Raw genomic sequence first — 19,710 nt, forward strand, 5'->3', positions numbered from 1 at the left:
CCATCGCGCTCGGGCGCGTCGTCGCGCGGCCCAGCTCGAGGCTGGCGGGGGTCGGACCGAGCAGGCTACCTGCGCGGGGGCCGGCGGCCAGACCAGCGCGCTGTGCGAGACCGATCAGTCGCCCCCGAGGAGCCCCCGCACGGTGGGCGCCAGCAGCTCGTCGACGCCACCGACGACGTCCCCGACCGTGTCGGTGGTGCCGTCCACCACCTCGTCCACCCCGTCGCCGAGGTCGTCGACCGCATCCTCGATGGGCGCGAGCAGCCCACCTGGATCGGTGGGGTCGGGCAGCGGGTCGGTCGGCGGAGGGGTCGGTGCCGGCTGGCTGCCGGTGTCGCCGTCGTCACTCGATCCGGCGGTCCCGCCCCCGGCTCCTCCGGTCGCACCCGTGGGCGGTGCGGTGGACGGCGCCTCGCCGGACGGCGCCTCGCCGGCCGGCGCGTCCTCGGCCGCCGTGACGTCCGGGGCCGGCTCGTCGGTCGGTGGCGGATCGGCGGCCGCCCGCTCGAGCGCCCGATCGGCAGCCGCGTTGAAGGCATCGGCGCCCCCACCGGCCGCCACCAGCAACAACCCCCAGGCGGCACCCTGCTCGCGCATCGAGGCGACCTCGGCGGCGGCCTCCGCCACGGGGGTCGCCGTCAGGGTCGCCACGGCGTCCGCGACCGTCACCCCGAGCAGCACCTCGGACGGGGGGCCGAACCGCGTGCGCGAGCTGACCGGCGCGAGGGCGGACAGGTGGGGCTCCACATCGGTGTCCACCGCCACGAACGCCGCGTAGAAGTCCGTCTCGCGCAGCGCCGTGCCGTAGGTGCTGGTCAGCGACCGTCCGAGCGCCAGCGCGAGATCGTCGACCCGGATCGCCTCACCGACCTGCTCGCGATCGAACGGGTCCGTGGCGAGGTAGCGCAGGGGGAGTCGTGCCGCGCCGCCTACGGTCCGGTCGCGCGCGGTGACCTGCCGGTAGGCCGCAAGGACGACCTCGGTGCCGCCGTCATCGACGACGACCGCGCCGGCGTAGGTGGCGATGCGGGGCTGGCTGCCCGCATCGACCCGCCAGGTGCCCTGGCCGGACGCGGCGATACCGGCGACCGTGACCGCGCGGTCCGCGGCCCCGTCCACGAGCACGCTGCCACGTTCGAGCACCAGCCGGCCGCCCGCGACCCCGGCCCGCGCGCCGCTGGCGAGCACGATCCGGTCGCCGTCGGCGTCGAGCGTCACCGCACCACCGACCGCCCGCAGGTCCGCCCCGTCGTCGATGCCGTCCCCGATCGCCACCGCCCGCCAGCCGTCGCCGTCGCGCACCTCGAGCGGACCCTGGACCAGCGACGCGAACTCCCCCGTCTGCGCCGGGCCGACCGGCAGCGCCAGTGCGGCCACGAGGGCAGCCAGCACCGCGACGACCGCCGCCCACCGCGCCCCGGTCACCGGAGGGGATCCGGCGGCGTGGTCGGGGCCACCGCTCGCGGGCACGTGGGGCGCGGGCACGTCGTGCACGGTGCCGGTCGGCTGCGGGGGCGTGAGGGTCGGGGCGCTCACGACGCGCCTCCCGCGGGAGCGGCGGGCAGGACGAGGGTCGCGTCGGTCCCGCCTCCAGGTGCGGCATCGAGCTCGAGACGCCCGCCGAGGAGATCGGCGACACGCCCGGCCATCGGCAGACCGATCCCGAGCCCACCCACCGACCGCGTGCTGGAACCATCGGCCTGGACGAACAGCTCGAGGACCTCCGCGCGCCGCGTCGGCGGGATGCCCGGCCCGTCGTCACGTACCCGCACCCTCACCTCATCGCCGTCACCCTCGGCGGTGATCCGCACCGGCCCGTCGGAGAACTTGAGCGCGTTGTCCACGAGCGCGTCGAGCACCCGCCCGACCAGGGCCGGGTCGCCCAGTGCGGCTGGCGTTCCGCGTCGGACCCGCCGTGACAGGGTGCGACCCGGGACCCGTTCGCGCCACCGCTCGACGAGATCGCTCGCGATCGCTGCCGGCGACAGGGGCGCGAGCGTGACCGGTGTCCGACCGGCTTCCAGCTCGGCCAGGTCCACGAGCGCCGAGATGGTGCGCTCCAGCCGAGCACGCCCGTCGCGGGCGAGCGCGAGCATCGGGGTGAACCGCTCCTCGACCCCGTCGTGCGCGGCGACGACCTCCAGGAACGCCTTGATGGGGGTCAGGGGCGTGTTGAGCTCGTGCGACAGGTTGGCGATCACCTCGGTGCGGACCCGGTCGGCCAGGACCCTCGCGGTGATGTCACGCACGACGAGCACGCGCCCGGCGGTCGCGGTACCCGCGTCGGTGCCTGCCAGCGGGGCTGCGGTCGCCTCCACCACGCGGCCCGAGCCGGCGAGCTCGCCGCGAGCAGCGGTGGTCCCCCGCTCGTCCGGGCCGCCGAGCGCTGCCACCAGATCCCCACCGCCCTCGGCCTGCCCGCGCAGCACGTCGTGGAGCGGACGTCCGACGAGCGCGGCGCTGCCCGACACCTCGAGGATCTCGGCCGCGGCCGGGTTCGCCGTCGTGACGGTGCCAACCGCGTCGGTGGCCAACAGCCCCTCCCCCATCGAGGCCGTCACCGCCTCCAGCCGGTCACGCAACGCCTCCTGCACCGCGAGGCTCGTCCGCAGGTCGCGGTCGCGCCCCGCCAGCGAACGGGTCATGCCGTCGAACGCCGCAGCGAGGCGCCCCACCTCGTCGTCTCGTTCGACGGCGACCCGGGTGTCGAGGTCACCCGCCGCGACCCGCTCCGCCGCCGCGGTCAGCCGGGCGACGGGGTCCGCCGTCCGGCGCGCGAGCACGGTCACCAGCGCACCGGCGGCGGCCAACCCCACGACGGCGAGCAGGAAGGCGGACCGCGTGGCCGTCTGCGCTGCGTGGGTCGCGGTGTCGGTCGGCAGGGCGAGCACGAGCTGGCCACGCTCCCCGAGGGCGGCGCCGGCCACGACCCGTTCCACGCCGCCCACCGTCGTGGTGCCGCGCTCCACGTCCTCCGCGAGCAGGGACGCCGCCTCCTCCGGCAACGTGGTCGAGACCACCTGTCCACCGACGATGACGGTCGCGTCCGTGGCCGTGTCGGCGGCGATGCGCTCGACCACCGGGACGCTGGTCAGATCGCGCCCGAGCACGAGGGCGCCGACCTGGCGCCCGAGCTGGGGACGGCCCTGATCGTCGCGCGGTGCGACGGGCGCCGCGCCGACCACCAGCAGCGAACCGTTCCCGAGGTCGATCACGCCGCGCGACAGCTGGCCGGCCAGGGCCGCCTCGGTCACCGCCGCACCGGCGATGACGTTGCCCGTGGCGAGGGCCAGCGGTGCGGTCCCGTCACCGTCACGGACGCGCCCCGCGACCAGCGCACCGGCGGCATCGGTCAGGACCGCGACCTCGACCTCCGGCAGGCTCAGCACGGAGGCGATCCGGGCACCCGCGAGTTCGGTGTCACCGGCCGTCAGCGGCTCGACCAGCGTGGCGCCGGCGACCGCGGTGGCGGTCGCGTCGAGCGCGGCACCCGTGCGATCGACCAGATCGGCCGCGTGGGAGGCGGCCACGGCCTGCAGGCGGTCGCGCTGCTCGGCCTGGACGTCGCTGGCCAGGACGAGCCCGGAGGCTGCGCCGAGGCCGACCACCAGGGCGAGGAGGGTGACCAGCGAGACCCCCGTGAAGCGTCCCGCCAGCGATCGTCGAGCTGCGCGGCGGAGCACCCAGGAGCCGGCCGCCAGCGATCCGGCCAGCGACAGTCCGGCCGCGAGACCCGGCCGAGCGCCGGCGGCGAGGTCGGCGGCCGCGTACAGGGCGATGCCCACCACGAGGAGGACCACCTGACGCCCGCGCCCGAGCACACCGCGGGCGGTGGCGACGCACGCGGCGGCGCCGGCGAGCGCCGCCGCCAGCGGGAGGACGGCCGGCGTCGCCACGACCGCGAGCAGCACGGGCGTCAGCGCGAACCGGCCGTCGGCCGGTGGCAGCGTGGGACGCCGTGCGAGCCCGCCGGCAGCGCCGATGGCGAGGGCGGCGTAGCCACCGGCCCGCACGAGCAGCGGCCAGCCGTCGGCGACGGCGACGAGGCTCCCCACGACGAGGTGCGACCCAGCGAGCAGCCCTGCCCCGAACGCGACCGACCACCGCGCGCTGGGCGGCAGCACCGTGCGCAGCGTCGAACCGGTCGTGCCGACGGGCGGCAGCAGCACCAGCAGTGCGAGGCCGGCCGCCACGGCGACCCCGGCCAGGTGCACCGCGAGGTGGAGCGGTATCGCCACGCGCACCCCTCCACGCCGAGGTCGGGATCCCCCGCCGGGCGGCGGAGGCTACGACACGGTGCCCACGGCCCCCGGGTCGGGCGTCGTTGCGGCTCCGCCGCATCCAACGACCGCCGCGAGGCTCGGTCGCGCCCGAGCGACCGACATGACCCCGATACCGCCCACTCGGACTAGTCCTACCGGAGGGCGAAGGCCTCCGCCGGGTCGCGGCCCTCGCGCAGGTCGGCGAGGGCGTCGAGCGCGCCGGCGAGGTCGTCGACCGGGATCAGGAGCAGCTCGCCCTCCAGCGAGGCGCTGCGTGCCTCGGCGAGGTTGGCCCGGGGGACCAGGAAGACCGTCGCCGGGTCGTCGGTGCCGTCGCGGCTCGACGCTGCGGCCAGCTTCTGGCGGACCCCACCGACGGGGCCGATGCGGCCATCCAACGTGATGGTCCCCGTCCCTGCCACGACCGCCCCGCCGGTGAGGTCCTCCTCACCGAGGAGGTCGACCACCCCGAGGGCGAACATCAGACCAGCGGACGGGCCCCCGATGACTCCCGCGTCGATGGTCACGTCGATCGGGAGGTCGATGGCACTGCGCAGCAGCACACCCACGTACGCCCGCGACCCGTCCTCGGGGTTGGCCCCGTAGGTCACCGCGACCGTCCGTGTGCGGCCTTCGGCGTCCCGGACCGTCAGCTCGGCGTCGGTGCCCGGGGCCGCGGCCCCCACCAGCTCGACCGCGCTCTGGGCGTCGGTGACCCCGGTGCCGTCGACGGCGACGAGGACGTCGCCCACGACGAGTTCGTCGGTGACGGCGTCCGCCTCGACGGCGGCGACCTCGGCCCCGGAGGCCGCACCGGTCACGTCGTACCCCGCTGCGTCCAGGGCGGCCAGTGCCGCCGTGACCTGGCTGTCCTCCATGAGGAGGGCGTTCTGGGCGGAGGTCTCCTCCCGGTCCTGATCGTTCGGGTAGACCGTCGAGCGCGGCACGGTGTCCACCGTCGGGGAGCGGCGGGCCTCCCACCACGTGCCGAGGTCGAGCCCGTCACGCACGGCGACCGTGGTCAGGAGCAGCCGACCCGCGGAGGGGTAGGTGGTGGCGCCGCCGATCTCGACCAGCCCGAGGGTGTCCTCGGTCGGTCCCGGCACCAGCGCGACCTCGCAGGTCGGCTGGGTCGACACCACGCCGCACGGCACCGCACCGGTCGCGATGGCTGCCGCGAAGACGGCCACGACCGCCACCGTGACCGACGTCAGCACCAGCACCAGGTACCACGAGCGACGCATCGCGCCTCCCCGAAGCGGAGCGGTCCCGCACCCCCGGACCGTGCTCCCGTGCCGGCGACGCGCCTCGCAGAGGCGGCGCGGCGCGTCACGGGGACGCGGTGGCGTGCGGTGTCCGGCGCCCGCAGGGGCGCGCGGCGAGGCTACCCGCCGCGGCTGAACAGCGAGTGCCGCCGGCTGGCGTCAGCCGCGGTGTCGTGGTCGACGTCGTGGACCTCGACCGGTGGGGGCGGGGTCGGCGAGGCGAGGGGGAAGGCGCCCGGCAGGGTGTCGACCGGCCGAGCGGTCGACGGAGCGCGCGACTCGGGCGTGGCGGTCTCGACCACGACGGGATCCGTCGCGGACTCGGCGACCACCGCGACCGGTGCCGTCGTCTCGGGCGCCACCGCGACGGGCGTCACCGGCGTGACGGCCGCAGCTGCGTCCTCATCGGCGATGACGACCTTGTAGTAGGTGCGGACCTCGATCGGCACCTCACGGAAGACACGGACGTCGCTCGTCCCGTCCTCGTTGCGGAGCCGCTCGACGGCCTCGACCGCCGCGTCGAGCGACGCGACGTCGGCGACGTGCAGCGTGTCGGTCGCGTCCCGGTGGCAGACCGCGTAGCTCATGACGTTCCGTTCCCGTTGGTGTCGCCGCTTCTATCGGCGTCTCCCCGGGCCACCTTGAGACACGGTGCGGCGGCCGGAACGGTCAGGCCTCGGCGCGCGCGACCGACGACCAACAGAGCATCGCGAGCGCCACCATCGCCGCCGCGACCAGACGCAGCCAGAGGTCGGGCGCGGCGCCCCCGGCGGGGGGCGCCCCGAGATCGAGACCCACCAGGTGGGTACCGTCGTCGGCCGCGGGCACGGTCGGCTCGGGGTACCCCGCTCCGTCGAGGTTGACCTCCACCGGCTCGGGGTCGGCGCGCGGCACCTCCACCACGAGCGGCTCCTCGGGTGCGACCTCGACCGACTCCTCCACCGGCTCGGGTGGCGGCGCGGGTGCAGCGGTCACCTCCGGCTCGACGTCGGCGGCGGGCTCCGGCTCGGCAGGAGGCCGGGAGGGCGAGGTCGAGGTCGGCTCGGGCACCGAGCGGGTGGTGGCCCGGGGCGCGGCACCGAGGCTGGCGGCCGCGTCGACACGCCCGACGCCGTACTCACGGTCCGGGCCCGGCTCACCGAGGTCGACCGCGCCCGCCGTCAACCGTTCACGGACCTCCACGGCGTCGTACCCGGCCGCGACCAGCAACGCCGCGACGCCGCTGACGTGCGGCGCCGCGAACGACGTGCCCTCCGCCATGCCGTACGGCGCCGACGCGACATCGCAACCGCTGCGGGTCCGCCGACACCAGGTCGAGAGGATCTCGACCCCCGGGGCCACGAAGCCGTCGCGCCTGTCGACGGTCGAGAAGGCGGTCGAGCGATCGTCGCGGTCGACGGCGCCCACCAGGATGATGGGCGAATCCGCGGGGTAGGCGGACGCCGCGCCGGGCTGGTTCCCGGCGGCCGCGATCACCAGGACGCCACGCTCGTCGGCGTAACGCACCGCGTCCGTCGGCACGCCCGGCACCCGGCTGCCACCCTCGGTGGGAGCGACCGCCTCCAGCGACACGTTGACGATGTCGGCCCCGTTGTCGACCGCCCACCGGATGCCCCGGCCGACGTCCTCGCTGCGGCCCGATCCGGCCGCGTCGAGCACCCGGACGGGCAGGATCCTCGCCTCGGGTGCGACGCCGGCGACGCCCCACCCGTTGTCAGCCGCGGCTGCGATCACCCCGGCCACCAGGGTGCCGTGGCCGTGCTCGTCGCTCGGGTCGAGGTCACCGTCGACGAGGTTGATCCCGACGACCGAACCGTCGTCACGTTTGACGATGCGGTCGAACAGGTCCGGGTGATCGAGCGCCACCCCCGTGTCGACGACGGCGACCACCACCCCCTCGCCGCGCGTGATGCGCCAGGCCTCGTCGGTCCGGATCCGGTCCAGGTTCCACTGCTCGCTGCGGTAGGGATCCCCGGCGCCCTGCGCCACCGCGGTCGCGCCGCTGCCGAGCACGAGCCCGATCCCGGCGAGCGCGACGAGCACGAGCGACCACCAGCGCTGTGGCGCGCGCGACGTGCCTCCCACGGCGGCTCCCTCGATCGTCCTCCGCTCTCGAGGGGGAACGAGGTGGACGGCCCGAGGGGACGCCGCGGGCGACCAGGCGCACACACGCGGATCACCGACGCGCGGTAGGTCACCGCGCGTGGCGAGCCGATACCTCAGCGCTACCGATCAGCGCCGGCCCCGGCCCACCGATCAGCCCCGGCCCCGGCCCCGGCGACGGCGACGCGCGACGGCGGCGGCGGTCAGGGCGGCCGCGCCCACGATGGTGGTCGCCAGTGCCGCGTTGCGCACGTGGCTGCGCCGCGTGTGGATGGGACCGATCACCAGCTCGTCGGCGTGCTCGGCGGCCATCTCGGCCAGCGCGTCGCGGTTGGAACGCTGCGGGCGCCAGCCCGTCGCCACCAGCCGGTCGACGCTGACCACCCACGGGTGCATCAGGTAGGGGACCTGCCCCGACGGCGCTTCGCCGAGCCCGAGCCGCCACAGTCGGTCCGCCAGCGCGAACGCGAGCTCCTCCGGCACCTCGAGGACCGACCGACCGCTGATCGCGGTGACCTCGTCGAACGACAGCCACCCCACGGACGAGACGTTGAACACCCCCGGGAGGTCCCGACGGATCACGTGCCTCAGCGCGGAGGCCACGTCGTCGACGTGGACGAACTGGATCGGCGGCTTGTGCCCCCGGATGGCGTTGAACCGGGGGGCATCCATCTGCCGCGAGATGAAGTTCGACACGCCCGGGCCGGCCACGATCGAGGGCCGGAGCACGGTCACCAGCAGATCCGGGTGACGCTCGGCCCACGGCCACAGCCACCGCTCGATCTCGGCCTTGTGCTCGGCGTGGTTGAACGGGCTGTTGGGCCGCAGCGGCCGGTCCTCGTCGAGCGGCAGCGGGTTGTCCGGGTGAGCCCCGTAGACCACGGCCGATGAGACGTAGACCACCTTGCGGACGCCGGCGGACGCGGCGGCCTCGAAGACGTTGCGGGTGCCGCCCACGTTGACCGCGTGCATCCCGGCTTCGTCGCGCGAAGGATCCATCTGGAAGGCCAGGTGCACCACCACGTCGACGTCGGCGAAACGGGTGACGATCGCCGGGTCGCGCACGTCGCCCTGGTGCCGCTCGAGCCCCGGTCGCGGCGCCCCCTCCGGGGCCCGGACGTCCAGCCCGATGACGCGGGTGACCTCGGGCTCCGCGAGGAGCAGGTCCACGAGGCGCCGGCCGATCAACCCGTCCGCCCCCGTCACCGCCACCGTCGTCACCGCACCGCCTCCGCTTTCGTGTCCCGCCGACCCTACCCACCTTCAGTGGGCCGGCCGCAGGGCCACAGCGTGCCCCGGCGGCGTGTGGGACCCTCGTGGCGACCGCTCCCCGGACGGAGACCTCGTGCCCGACCTGCCCGACCTGCCCGGCGACGAGCCCGGCGACGACGACGGCCCGCAGCTGCCACCCGAGCTCGCCGCGATGCTCGAACAGCTCGGCCTCGGCGGTGGCGCGGGGGGGCTCGAGCTGCCGCCCGAGGTCGCCCAGATGTTCGAGCAGCTCGCCGGCCCCGGCGGCTTCGAGGAGCTGCAACGCCAGGCCGCCGCGATGTTCTCCGGTGCGGGCCCTCTCGGCGGCATCGGCTTCCAGGGCACGGCGGGTCGACCGGACGGACCGGTGGACTGGCAGCTCGCCACCCGGATCGCGCTCCAGATCGCGGCTGACGGTGATCGCCAGCCCACCGACGCCGAGCTGACCCGGGCCCGCGAGGCGCTCGACCTCGCCGAGCACTGGCTCGACGGCTCGCCCCTCCCCGCTCCCCCGGACGCCGGCCGGCTCGTCACCGCGTCCCGTCAGGAGTGGGTCAACGCCGCCGTCGTCGCCATGAGGCCGCTGGTCGACCCGGTCGCCCGCGCCTCGACCGACGCGATGGTCGACCTCGCGCGCGAGCAGCTCGGGCAGCTCGGTGACCTCGCGGGCGAGGACGGCTCGGCTCTGCCGCCCGAGCTGGCGCCGCTCCAGGGGTTGTTCTCCCAGCTCGCCAGCGGCGACCCCGGCGAGCTGGTGCGGCCCGTCGGTGCGGTCCTCGCGGGCCTCCAGGCCGGCCAGATCCTCGGTCAGCTGTCCCGGGCGCTGCTCGGCCAGTACGACCTCGGCCTGCCGTCGGCCCCCCGGTCCACCGCCATGGTCCTGTCCGGCAACGTCGCCGAGGCGTTCGACGGCTGGCAGCTCGATCCCACCGAGGTCGCCGTCGTCCTGGCCCTGCACGAGGCCGCGATGCGGCGGCTGTACCACGCGGTCCCGTGGCTCGAGGCACACGTCCAGTCGCTGGTGGCGCGCTTCGCGTCGGGCACGGTGGTCGACACCGCCCGGCTCGAGGAGATCACCCGCGAGATGATGATGGGCGTCGACCCCGACGACCCCGAGGCGCTCCAGGCCGCCATGGAGCGTGCCAGCGGCTTCCACCTCGAACCGACGGCCGACCAGCGCCGCGTGCTCGAGCGGCTCCAGGGCGTGGTGTGCCTGGTGGGCGCGTGGGCGCGACACGAGGTCGCCCGCGTGGCCGAGGAGCGCCTGCCCTCGCTCGACCGGATCGCCGAGGTACAGCGCCGTCGCCGCGCCGACCGCGGGGACGGCGACGACCTGCTCGCCAGCCTCCTCGGCCTCGACCTCCAGCCCGACGACGAGACCGTCGGCGAACGCTTCGTGGTCGCCGTCGAGCAGGCGCTCGGCCCCGAGGGTCTGCGTCGCGCGCTCGAGCACCCCGAGAACCTGCCGGACACCACCGAGCTGGCCGACCCGAGCCGGTGGCTGGTGCGCATGGCAGCCGCCGACGACCTGCCCGACGACGTCTCGGCCATGTTCGCGGGGCTCGGCGATGCCCCCCGCGAGGGCTCGGCCGCCGAGCGGGTCGCCGAGCGTGAGGCCGAAGGATCCGAGGAAGGATCCGACGCGGGCGACGACGAGGACGGTGGCAGCGGCGAGCGGCCGGACGACCTCAGCTGATCGCGCCGCCGTCCACGAGGTCGTCGGGCTGGGCGGGCCCGAGGGCGCCGTCCGTACCCTCGCCCTCGGGCTCGTGCCCGGCCCGATCCGCGAGCCGCCCGGCGCTGTAGCCCTCGAGCCAGCCCGTCGCCCGGTCGGCGTGGGGGTGGCGCGCGACCAGCGCGTGGAAGCGCGGACCGTGGCCCGCCTCCTGGAGGTGGGCGAGTTCGTGCACGAGGACGTGGTCGAGCACGTAGGCGGGTGCGCGCGCCAGCTCGCGCGAGATCCGGATGGAGCCGTCGGCCGGTGTGCACGAGCCGTAGCGCCGCTGCATGCGTGCCGACCAGCGGACCGATGAGGCCCGTACGCCGTCGAGGTAGCGATCCGCCAGCGTGGCGGCTCGACGTTCCAGGCCGGCGTCGCCGCCCCGAGCCGCGGCACGTGTCGCACCGGTCACCTTGCGGACGAGGTCGGTGACCAACCGCTCCTCCTCGGCGTGCGGCAGGCCCGCTGGCAGCCGTACCACGACCACGCCGTCCCGCGCCGCGGCCGAGGCCGATCGCCGGCGGCGGTGGCTGCGGTGGATCTCGATCGGCGGGTCGGCCGCGGTCGCAGCCCGGTGCTCGATCGGCGGGGATGGTGAGGTCACGGACGGTCCGAACGGTGGTCGGGTGAGGGTCGAGTAGCACGTCGCGGCGGCGGGTGGTGCGCCGCGGTCACGGCCGTGCGGTTCGTGCGCGAGGCCGAGCGAGGCTCCCGATCGCCCGCTCTCCACAGGGTGTGGACGAGGTGTGGACGTTCACGGTGGGCGGTAGCCCGTCCGACCTGCGACGACGCGGAACAGCGTCGCCCGACGGCGTGGACGGGTCGCCCGCCATCCACAACCCGTCCACAGCGAACCCGCCGTCGTCCACAGGCGGTGGGGACGACGCGGTCGACGCTCCCCCGGCTGGTCCGTACCGTGCCCCACACGAGGTCCCCAGCGACGGACCGGCCGAAGCGCCCCACGGGGAAGGGGGCGCAGAGACCGGCCTCGACGCTGGGGACTTCCGCGTTCCACCACCTCCTCACTGGGCACGTGCGGGCTGCTACTACGCTCCGTCCGGTCGACCCAGGAGCAGTCCGATGACCGATCCGCAGGCCCCCGCGGCGCCCCCCACGTCCCCGGGCGCCGACCACGAGGTCAACGCCGCCGCGTTCTTCGACCTCGACCGGACGCTGATCTCCGGCTCCTCGGCCTTCTCCTTCGGGATCGCGGCCTGGCGCAACAAGCTCATCCCCACCGGCGAGCTGGTCTCCGACGGGGTCAACGCCCTGACCTTCAAGCTCGTCGGGGCGACCGACGAGCGTTCCGAGGCGGTCCGCGACCGCATCCTGCACGCCGTCGAAGGCGCCCAGCAGGCCGACCTGCTCGCGCTCAACGAGGAGATCGTGCCCCGCATCCTCGAGAAGGTCCGCCCCGAGTCGCGCGGCCTGATCGACATGCACCACGAGGCCGGACGCGAGACCTGGATCGTGTCGGCCTCGCCGATCGAGCTGGTCGACCCGCTCGCCAAGGCGCTCGGGATGACCGGCGCCATCGCGACCCGTTCCGAGGTCGACGAGGGCCGCTACACCGGCCGCCTCGACGGCCCCTTCGTGTACGGCGAGGGCAAGCGCGAGGCCATCCAGGCCCTCGCCGACGAGCGCGGCTACGACCTGCGGCTGTCGTACTCGTACTCCGACTCCGCGTCCGACCTGCCGATGATGGAGATGGTCGGGCACCCGGTCGCGGTCAACCCCGACCGGCCGCTGGAGACCGTCGCCCACCAGCGCGGATGGCCGATGGTCGTCTTCTCGCGGCGCACCAAGCAGGTGGTCAAGACCACGACGGCCGTCGCGGGTGCGGCTGGCCTCGCCACCACCACCTACCTCCTCGGCCGTCGGCACGGGCGTATCGCCGGCGAAGCCGAGCGCGGGCGGGCGCTGCGGCCGTGGCGCTGAGCGTGCCCGACGCCACACCCCCCGGACGGCCGGAGCTCGGCGCCTTCACCGCCTCGCCGTACCTGCTCGAACTGATCGCGGACACCGAGCGCCTCGCGGCGCGGTGCGTCGCCGCCGACCCGTCACGACGGGCTGCCGAGGCCGCGCGTCGCCGGGACGGGACCGCCCTCGCATCGCTGCGCCTCGACGGTTCCCCCATCGAGGCCGCCCCGACCGCCGACGCGGTGACCACGGCGCGGACCACGGTGGACGCGGCCACGCTCGAGGATCCGCGGCGGGGTACCTGGTTCGACGCGATGCGCGCCTTCGACGGGGTCGACCCGGACGACCCGGAGGCGGTCGCCCACGACGCCTCCGTCCACGCCCTCGAGTTCGACGGTGTGGCCGCCGCCAACGATGCCGACGACCTGGCCGACGCCCTGCTGACCGACCCGGTGCCGACCCTGGCCGAGCTCCACCGTCGCCTGACGCTGCACCTGGTCGCCCCCGACCGGGCAGGCCGCCTCCGCGAGGTCGAGCAGGCCGTCCACGACGCCTCCGTCGGGCGCATCATGTACTTCACCGCCGACCCGGCGGTCCTCGCCGACGAGCTGGAGCACCTCGCTGCCTGGCTCACCGCATCGGGCCGCGACGAGCACGGTGTGGTGGTGTCCGGCATCGTCCACCTCGAGCTGCTGCGCCTCCACCCGTTCGATGCCGCCAACGGGCGGCTGGCCCGGGCCGCCGCACGCTTGCTGCTGCGCGCCCGGGGCCTGGACCCCGACGGCCTGGCGGCACCGGAGGTCCTGCTCGACCAGGATCGCCTCGGCTACCACGACGAGGTGGCCCGCACCCTCCGCCGCCGCGACGCGGGCCTCTGGCTCGAACGGTGGGCCGAGGCGGTGGCCGACGGTCTGCGCGGCGCGGCGCGCGAGCTCGGTCAGCTCGGCGGCGCCGTCCCGGAGCGGAGCGGCGCGTTCGTCGCCGCCCGTGCCCCCGGCACCGTCGTCACGGTGGCCGATCACCGCGAGGAGACCGGCCTGGACCCCGAGGCCAGCCGGGCCGAGCTACGCGCCCTGCTCGATGCCCGGCTCGTCACCCGCGTCCCCGGCAGCCGCGGGCTGCGCTTCACGGTCGTCTGACCGCTACCCGGCGGGCGGTCCGGGGCGGGTGTCGTGGATGTGGTCGACGATCAGGGTGGCGATGCGCTCACCCTGGTCCTCCTGGAGGAAGTGGCCGGCATCAGGGAGCACGTGGAGCCCGAGGCAGCCGGGCACCTCGCGGGCCCAGCGTTCGCCCACCTTCGGGGGCAGGATCCGGTCCTCGTGGCCCCAGATCATCAGCGTCGGGTGGTCCCAGTCCCGCAGCGCCTGGAGGGTGGTCCACATCGCCGGTGCCGCGGGATCCTCATCGGCCACCGGCACCAGCAAGGGCAGCGCCTTCGCGCCCGCCTGCGAGGCGGCGTCCGGGAACGGGGCGTCGTAGGCCGCTCGCACCTCGGCGGACAGCTCGGTGACCGAGCCGCTGGCCACCAGCCACCCGATGGGCAGCTCGTCGGCGGACTCGACCACGCGGCGGAAGGCCGACCACGCCTCGGACGGGGTGCCGCCGGGGGCGTACAGCGCCGTGTCCAGGATCACCAGGCGTGCCACCCGATCCGGGTGCTCCACGGCCCAGCGCAGACCGATCGGTCCACCCCAGTCGTGCACCACCAGGGTGACGGGTTCGTCCCCGACGATCGCGTCGAGGTGGGCCCCGAGGGCGGCCACCAGGCGGTCGTAGGTGAACCACCCGACGTCGAGCGGGACGTCGGAACGGCCGAAGCCGACGTGGTCGGGCGCGATCGCACGCAACCCCGCAGCGGCCAGCCCCGGGAGCACGTGGCGGTACAGGTAGCCCCAGGTCGGCTCGCCGTGGAGCAGCACGACCGGGTGGCCGTCGCTCGGGCCGACCTCGACGTGCGCGAGCCCGAGCGCCGTTCCGTCGACGGTCACCTCGGTGCGCACGCTCGGGTGGGGCCAGTCCGGCAACCCCTCGAAGCTCGTCTCGTCACGTCGTCGCACGTCGGTCACCGCTGCTCCTCGCGTCGCCCCGCCGCGCATCCTGCCTCACGAGGTACCCGGCGGACATCACCCGGTGCCGGGCCCCGGCCGGACAGCCGCATCCCTACCCGGTTCGACTGGACCTGTGGCCGTGTGGCCCCCCCGGTGCGACGTGCCGGCGCACCAGCGCCGGGGCACCGTGCCCAGGTACCCGCTGGTACTTCACCTCGCAACCAGAGGTGCCGATGTCCTCGGTGGGAGTCCGAGACACCGGTGTAGTTCCACCACCGAGGGGAGCGGCGGCACGTAGGCTGACCGACGGGAGAGGAGCGACATGACGACGGTGGAGGCTCGCACGGCGAGACGGCTACGTCGGGACGACCCCCTCGACGAGGTGCGCTCGTCGTTCCTGCGGCTGGCCGAGCGCTTCGACCGCGCCGGCGCCGGCTCGCTCCACGCCACCTTCGTGGTCGACGTCGCCGGACGCGGCCCCACCACCGTCGCCATCCAGGACGCCCGCTGCTTCGTGTCCCCGGGGGCCGCGCACGAGCCCGACGCGCACCTCGCCACCGATCCGGCCACCTGGCTCGACCTGGTCGAGGGACGGGTGGATGGCATCGCCGCCTTCCTCGCCGGCCGCCTCGTGGTCGAGGGGGACCTGGCCCTCGCCGCCCGGTTCGAGACTCTGTTCGCGCCCGCTCCCGGCGCCACCCGGGTCCTGCGCACCCGCCACACCGACGTCCGAGGGGTGCGGATCGAGTCCATCGTCGCTGGCAGCGGTGACACCCCGGTGCTGCTGCTGCACGGCCTCGGTGCGAGCAAGGTGTCCTTCCTGCCGACGTTGGACGGTCTGGCCGGCGACCGGTTCGAGGTCCACGCCCTCGACCTGCCGGGGTTCGGCAAGTCCGACAAGCCGCTCCCCGCCGGGCGCCGCTACTCGATGGCCTGGATGGCCGACGCCGTGCACGGCTACCTGATCCGCAACGAGATCCGCGACGCGCACGTCATCGGCAACTCGATGGGGGGACGGGTCGCCACCGAGCTGGCGCTCCGCCACCCCGGGTCGGTCCGCAGCGTGGTCGGCCTCGGCTCGGCGGTGGCGTTCGACGAGTACCGACGGCTCGCACCGCTCCTGCGGCTCACCCGACCCCAGTACCTGGCAGCAGCCCCGCTGCGCCTGCGGCGCACGTGGGTCGAGGCGGGCCTGCGCGAGCTGTTCCACGACCCCTCACGGGTGCCCGAGGCCAACTACCGCGCGGCGGCCAGCGACGTGATGCTGTCCCTGCGCGACCCCGGCTACCGCATGGCGCTGGCCAGCTGCGCGCGCAGCCTCGGCATGGAGAAGGGCCGCGGCCGCACCTCGTACTGGACCCGGCTGGCGTCCTGCAACGTGCCGACCTACTGGATCTTCGGACGCCACGACCGGCTGGTCCGGCACGGGTACGCCGACCGGGTACGCACCGCCCTGCCCGCCGCCAGGGTCGAGATGTGGCACGACTGCGGGCACGTCCCGCAGTTCGAACACCCCGACCGGGTCACCGACCGGGTGACCTCGTGGCTCGGACGCATCGAGGCGGGCCGCTGAAGCCTGGCGTTCAGCCGTCAGCGACCTGGCCCAGCGAGCCGACGTCCGGCGCATCGTCTCCGTTGGCGAGCCAGCCGGTGACCACCTCGAGGTAGGCGTCCGGCACCTCGAGCTGGGGGACGTGACCGACCGTCTCGAACACGTGCGCGTCCCAGTCCGGACGGCGCCGGCGGAGGTGGTCGATGACGGGCCGCCCGACGAGGCGGTCCGCATCACCCCACAGCAGCAGCGTCGGTGCCTCGACCCGGGAGACGGCCTGCCCGAGCGAACGCTGTCCGACGGTCACCGCGGCGACCACCGAGGTCGCGGCGGCGACGAACCCGTCGAGGCGCCACGGCTGCCGGCGGCCCCAGTCGAGGTTCTCGACCCCGAGCGCGGCGATCTCGGGCGAGATCCGCGACGGGTCACCGTGCACGAAGTCGATGGTCTCCTGCCAGAGCGACTCCCCCGTGCCGTTGCGCCACGCGTACCGCAGCCCGGCGCGGCCGAGCGGTGGCACGGCGAAGGGAGCGAACCGGGCCAGGGTGCGCGGCGCGATGCGGCTCGCCGCCCGCACCGGACCGGGGAGGGCGGGGTCGACCAGGATCAGCCGCTCGATGCGGTCTGGCTCGAGGTCGGCGAGGAGGACGGCGAGCAGGCCCCCCATCGAGTTGCCGTGCAGGACCACCCGCTCGAGCCCCACGGTGCGCAGCAGCGCTCGCAGGAAGCGCGCGTTGTTGCCGGTACGCGCGGCGGTCCGGTGCGGTGGCTCGGTGCGACCGAAGCCCGGCAGGTCGGGCGCCAGGACGGGGCCGTGCTCGGCGAGCGGTGCGATGACCTCGAGCCAGTTGGTCGACGACCCACCGAGCCCGTGGACGAGCAGCTGGGTCGGCGCATCGGCGGGCGCACCCGGCGCCGCGTCGTGCCGCAGCACGTGGACCGCCGTGCCCCGCACGTCGAGGACCTCGCTACGGATCCCCGCCCAGCGGTCGGCGCGGACGCCCCAGTCGTCGTGCTGCACGGTCAGCTCCCTTCCAGGAGGACGGCGAGATCCTCGGGCGTGGTCACGGGCCGGTCGCAGGTCAGGTCACGACAGACGTAGGCCGCAGGTGCGCCGTCGACCTCGCCGCGGTGGGCCAGCAGCGGGACGGTACCGGCGTGCTCCTCGTCGGCGACGACGACCACGACGCCCGGGCGCACGGTCCGGGTGGCCTCGCGGACCAGCGCGTCGCGTGCCGGACCCGGCGGCCCGACGATCGCGACCTCGCGGGGCCCGGCCGCCAGCGCCTCGACCTGGCGCAGCAGCCACCCGTAGCCGGTGGGCATGCGACCGGCAGCGAGGAGGAAGGCGCGCACCCCCTCCTCGGCCCGGTCACGCCACACCAGGTCGCCCGACAGCCCGGCCAGCTGCAACGCCACCTCGATCAGCACCGAGCTACCGGCCGGCGTCGCGTTGTCCCAGGTGTCCTTCGGCCGCGTGTAGAGGTCGTCGGCGCCGTCCGGCGTCTGGAACCAGCCGCCCTCGACCCGGTCGTGGAAGCGCGCGTCCGCATCCTCGGCCAGCGCGAGCGCCCGGTCGTACCAGCGCCCCTCCCCCGTGGCCCCGAGCACCGCAAGATCGGCCAGGGCCAGGGTGGCGAGGTCCTCCAGGAACGCCGGGATGGTGGCACGCCGCTGCCCGTCGACCACCGATGAGGTGTGCCGCAGCGCCCCCTCGTCGTCGACCTGCACCTCGTGGAGGCGATCCAGACACGTCGCCGCCGCCTCCACCCAGGTCGGCTCATCGAGCAGGCGCCCCGCCCGGACGAGCCCGAGAGCGGCCAGGGCGTTCCAGCTGGTGAGCACCTTGTCGTCGACGCCCGGGGGGACCCGTGTCGCCCGGTGGGCGAGCAGGTCGGCCCGGACCACGTCGTAGGCCCCGTCGAACTCCTCCGGGGTGAGCCCGCGCTCGGCGGCGAAGGTGGCACGGTCCACGGGCTCGTGCAGGATGTTGGTGCCCTCCCAGTTGCCCGCCGGTCGGGCGCCGAGGAACGCGGTCCAGAGGTCCGGGTCGTGCCCGTTCGCCTCGAGGACGGCAACGAGCTCGTCGTACGGCCAGACGAAGTAGCGCCCCTCGACCCCCTCCGAGTCCGCGTCCGTCGCGGCCACGAACACGCCGTCGTCGGTGCGCAGGTCGGTCAGCAGGTAGTGCGCCGTCGCACGCGCGACCCGGGCGAGCTCCGCTGCCGTGCGCTCGTCCCGGGCCAGGGTCGCTGCCTCGGCGTAGGCCGGAAGCAGGAGGGCGTTGTCGTAGAGCATCTTCTCGAAGTGCGGGACCAGCCACGCTGCATCGGTCGCGTACCGGGCGAACCCTCCTGCGAGCTGGTCGTGGATCCCGCCACGGGCCATCGCGATCAGGGCCTGTGTCGCTGCTTCCAGCGCGGGCACGTCACCGGTCCGGGCGTGCCGGTGCAGCAGCCAGCTGATGGTCATCGCCTGGGGGAACTTCGGGGCCCGCCCGAACCCGCCGAGGCGACGGTCCCACGCTCGGGTGAGGACGACCTCGGCGGCCTCGTCGGCCACGGCGACGTCGATGGTGTCGGCGGGCTCGAGCTCGCGGTGGTTGGCGAGGCGAGCCGTGATGGTGTCGGCGGACTCGGTGACCTTCTCGCGCTGGGTGGTCCAGGCATCGACCACCGCCTCGATGACCTGCGGGAAGGACGGCATCCCGTGCCGGGGCTCGCGCGGGAAGTAGGTGCCAGCGTGGAACGGGCGGCCGTCCGGGGTCAGCCACACGCTCATCGGCCAGCCGCCGTGACCGGTCAGGGCCTGTGTGGCCGCCATGTGGACCGCGTCGACGTCGGGCCGTTCCTCGCGGTCGACCTTGACGTTGACGAACGCCTCGTTCAGCTGGGCCGCCACCTGCTCGTCCTCGAACGACTCGTGCGCCATCACGTGGCACCAGTGGCACGCGCTGTACCCGACCGAGACGAAGATCGGCACGTCCCGCTCGCGGGCAGCCGCGAACGCCTCGGCACCCCACGGGTACCAGTCCACAGGGTTGTCCTGGTGTTGCTTCAGGTAGGGCGAGGTCTCGTCGGCGAGTCGGTTGGCCACGGACGTCTCCGGTCGGGTCGGGTCGGCGCCTCACGAGCGTACGAAGCCACGTGCCCCGCGGCCCCCGCCTGACCGCCGCGACCGTGCGGCTCCCGCGAGGCACGAGGGCGGGACGTGTGCGCCTACCCTCGACCCACGACGCCGGTGACGTGGCGACCGAGGAGACCTGACCGTGGAACCGACCGAGGCCTACCAGCGCCGTGACGAGGTCCAGTTCGTCGACGTGCGTGAACCCGACGAGTGGGTCGCGGGCCACATCGACATCGCGGTCCACATCCCGATGGGTGAGCTGGGCCAGCGGCAGGCCGAGCTGGCCGACGACCGCACCATCGTGGCCGTCTGCCGCTCGGGGAACCGATCGGGGCAGGTCGTGGGCGCCCTGCGGGGCGCCGGCTACGACGCCGAGAACCTCGACGGTGGCATGCAGGCGTGGTCGCGGGCCGACCTGCCGTTCGTCGCCGAGCACGGTGGGCCGCCGACGGTCGCCTGA

15 protein-coding genes are annotated in these 19,710 nt (G+C 75.0%); 5 read left to right on the forward strand and 10 right to left on the reverse strand.

Going from position 1 to position 19,710, the window contains the following annotated elements; translation table 11 throughout:
- Window positions 1-114: 114 nt before the first annotated feature.
- The 6 genes from NITAL_RS00075 to NITAL_RS00100 form a co-directional block, all read right to left on the reverse strand.
- Window positions 115-1,536, reverse strand: coding sequence for a hypothetical protein (locus tag NITAL_RS00075; RefSeq protein ID WP_052664081.1), 1,422 nt, complete (start codon window positions 1,534-1,536; stop codon window positions 115-117).
- Entirely contained in the window at window positions 1,533-4,238 is a 2,706-nt protein-coding gene (locus NITAL_RS00080) for a HAMP domain-containing histidine kinase (RefSeq protein ID WP_052664082.1), read from the reverse strand. The genes NITAL_RS00075 and NITAL_RS00080 overlap by 4 nt, the downstream gene beginning before the upstream one ends.
- Window positions 4,239-4,414: 176 nt before the next feature.
- Window positions 4,415-5,506, reverse strand: coding sequence for a YlbL family protein (locus NITAL_RS00085; protein ID WP_052664083.1), 1,092 nt, complete (start codon window positions 5,504-5,506; stop codon window positions 4,415-4,417).
- Between the two features lie 140 nt (window positions 5,507-5,646).
- On the reverse strand, window positions 5,647-6,114 hold the full coding sequence (locus NITAL_RS00090; RefSeq protein WP_052664084.1) for a hypothetical protein: 468 nt from the start codon (window positions 6,112-6,114) through the stop codon (window positions 5,647-5,649).
- A gap of 82 nt (window positions 6,115-6,196) precedes the next feature.
- A complete protein-coding gene (locus NITAL_RS00095; protein WP_052664085.1) occupies window positions 6,197-7,612 on the reverse strand; it encodes a S8 family serine peptidase in 1,416 nt (471 codons plus the stop codon).
- 171 nt (window positions 7,613-7,783) lie between these two features.
- Window positions 7,784-8,851: an NAD-dependent epimerase/dehydratase family protein gene (locus NITAL_RS00100; RefSeq protein WP_083441050.1), complete on the reverse strand. Its 1,068-nt coding sequence runs from the start codon at window positions 8,849-8,851 to the stop codon at window positions 7,784-7,786.
- A 124-nt stretch (window positions 8,852-8,975) separates the two neighbouring features.
- On the opposite strand from NITAL_RS00100, the gene NITAL_RS00105 reads away from it, so the two are divergent.
- Window positions 8,976-10,577, forward strand: a complete 1,602-nt coding sequence (locus tag NITAL_RS00105; RefSeq protein ID WP_052664086.1) for a zinc-dependent metalloprotease — start codon at window positions 8,976-8,978, stop codon at window positions 10,575-10,577.
- On the opposite strand, the gene NITAL_RS00110 is transcribed toward NITAL_RS00105, so the two are convergent.
- On the reverse strand, window positions 10,570-11,205 hold the full coding sequence (locus NITAL_RS00110; protein WP_157041523.1) for a M48 metallopeptidase family protein: 636 nt from the start codon (window positions 11,203-11,205) through the stop codon (window positions 10,570-10,572). The two genes, NITAL_RS00105 and NITAL_RS00110, sit on opposite strands and share 8 nt — an antisense overlap.
- Before the next feature lie 476 nt (window positions 11,206-11,681).
- Between NITAL_RS00110 and NITAL_RS00115 the strand changes: the two genes are divergently transcribed.
- A complete protein-coding gene (locus NITAL_RS00115) occupies window positions 11,682-12,539 on the forward strand; it encodes an HAD family hydrolase (RefSeq protein WP_083441052.1) in 858 nt (285 codons plus the stop codon).
- Window positions 12,530-13,660: a Fic family protein gene (locus NITAL_RS00120; RefSeq protein ID WP_052664088.1), complete on the forward strand. Its 1,131-nt coding sequence runs from the start codon at window positions 12,530-12,532 to the stop codon at window positions 13,658-13,660. Before NITAL_RS00115 ends, NITAL_RS00120 begins: the two co-directional genes overlap by 10 nt.
- 3 nt (window positions 13,661-13,663) lie before the next feature.
- Here the strand turns inward: NITAL_RS00120 and NITAL_RS00125 are convergent, their stop codons facing one another.
- A complete protein-coding gene (locus NITAL_RS00125) occupies window positions 13,664-14,590 on the reverse strand; it encodes a haloalkane dehalogenase (RefSeq protein ID WP_211262110.1) in 927 nt (308 codons plus the stop codon).
- 304 nt (window positions 14,591-14,894) lie between these two features.
- On the opposite strand from NITAL_RS00125, the gene NITAL_RS00130 reads away from it, so the two are divergent.
- Window positions 14,895-16,145 carry an alpha/beta fold hydrolase gene (locus NITAL_RS00130; protein WP_052664089.1) on the forward strand — a complete coding sequence of 417 codons (1,251 nt, stop codon included), beginning with the start codon at window positions 14,895-14,897 and terminating at the stop codon, window positions 16,143-16,145.
- A gap of 10 nt (window positions 16,146-16,155) precedes the next feature.
- On the opposite strand, the gene NITAL_RS00135 is transcribed toward NITAL_RS00130, so the two are convergent.
- Together NITAL_RS00135 and NITAL_RS00140 are read right to left on the reverse strand one after the other, a co-directional pair.
- Entirely contained in the window at window positions 16,156-17,145 is a 990-nt protein-coding gene (locus tag NITAL_RS00135) for an alpha/beta fold hydrolase (RefSeq protein WP_052664090.1), read from the reverse strand.
- Window positions 17,146-17,147: 2 nt separating this feature from the next.
- Window positions 17,148-19,220 carry a thioredoxin domain-containing protein gene (locus NITAL_RS00140; RefSeq protein WP_052664091.1) on the reverse strand — a complete coding sequence of 691 codons (2,073 nt, stop codon included), beginning with the start codon at window positions 19,218-19,220 and terminating at the stop codon, window positions 17,148-17,150.
- Window positions 19,221-19,392: 172 nt separating this feature from the next.
- Here NITAL_RS00140 and NITAL_RS00145 point away from each other — a divergent pair, with 172 nt between their 5' ends.
- The gene (locus NITAL_RS00145) at window positions 19,393-19,710 is read left to right on the forward strand and encodes a rhodanese-like domain-containing protein (protein WP_245617654.1); all 318 of its coding nucleotides are present in this window, start codon (window positions 19,393-19,395) and stop codon (window positions 19,708-19,710) included.

It is taken from the genome of Nitriliruptor alkaliphilus DSM 45188, from assembly GCF_000969705.1.
In the GTDB taxonomy this organism is placed as follows: domain Bacteria; phylum Actinomycetota; class Nitriliruptoria; order Nitriliruptorales; family Nitriliruptoraceae; genus Nitriliruptor; species Nitriliruptor alkaliphilus.

Bases quoted from the DNA above. Each gene is read 5' to 3' on its own strand.
- NITAL_RS00085 (WP_052664083.1), bottom strand. From the start codon at position 5,506: ATGCGTCGCTCGTGGTACCTGGTGCTGGTGCTGACGTCGGTCACGGTG.
- NITAL_RS00090 (WP_052664084.1), bottom strand. From the start codon at position 6,114: ATGAGCTACGCGGTCTGCCACCGGGACGCGACCGACACGCTGCACGTC.
- NITAL_RS00115 (WP_083441052.1), top strand. From the start codon at position 11,682: ATGACCGATCCGCAGGCCCCCGCGGCGCCCCCCACGTCCCCGGGCGCC.
- NITAL_RS00130 (WP_052664089.1), top strand. From the start codon at position 14,895: ATGACGACGGTGGAGGCTCGCACGGCGAGACGGCTACGTCGGGACGAC.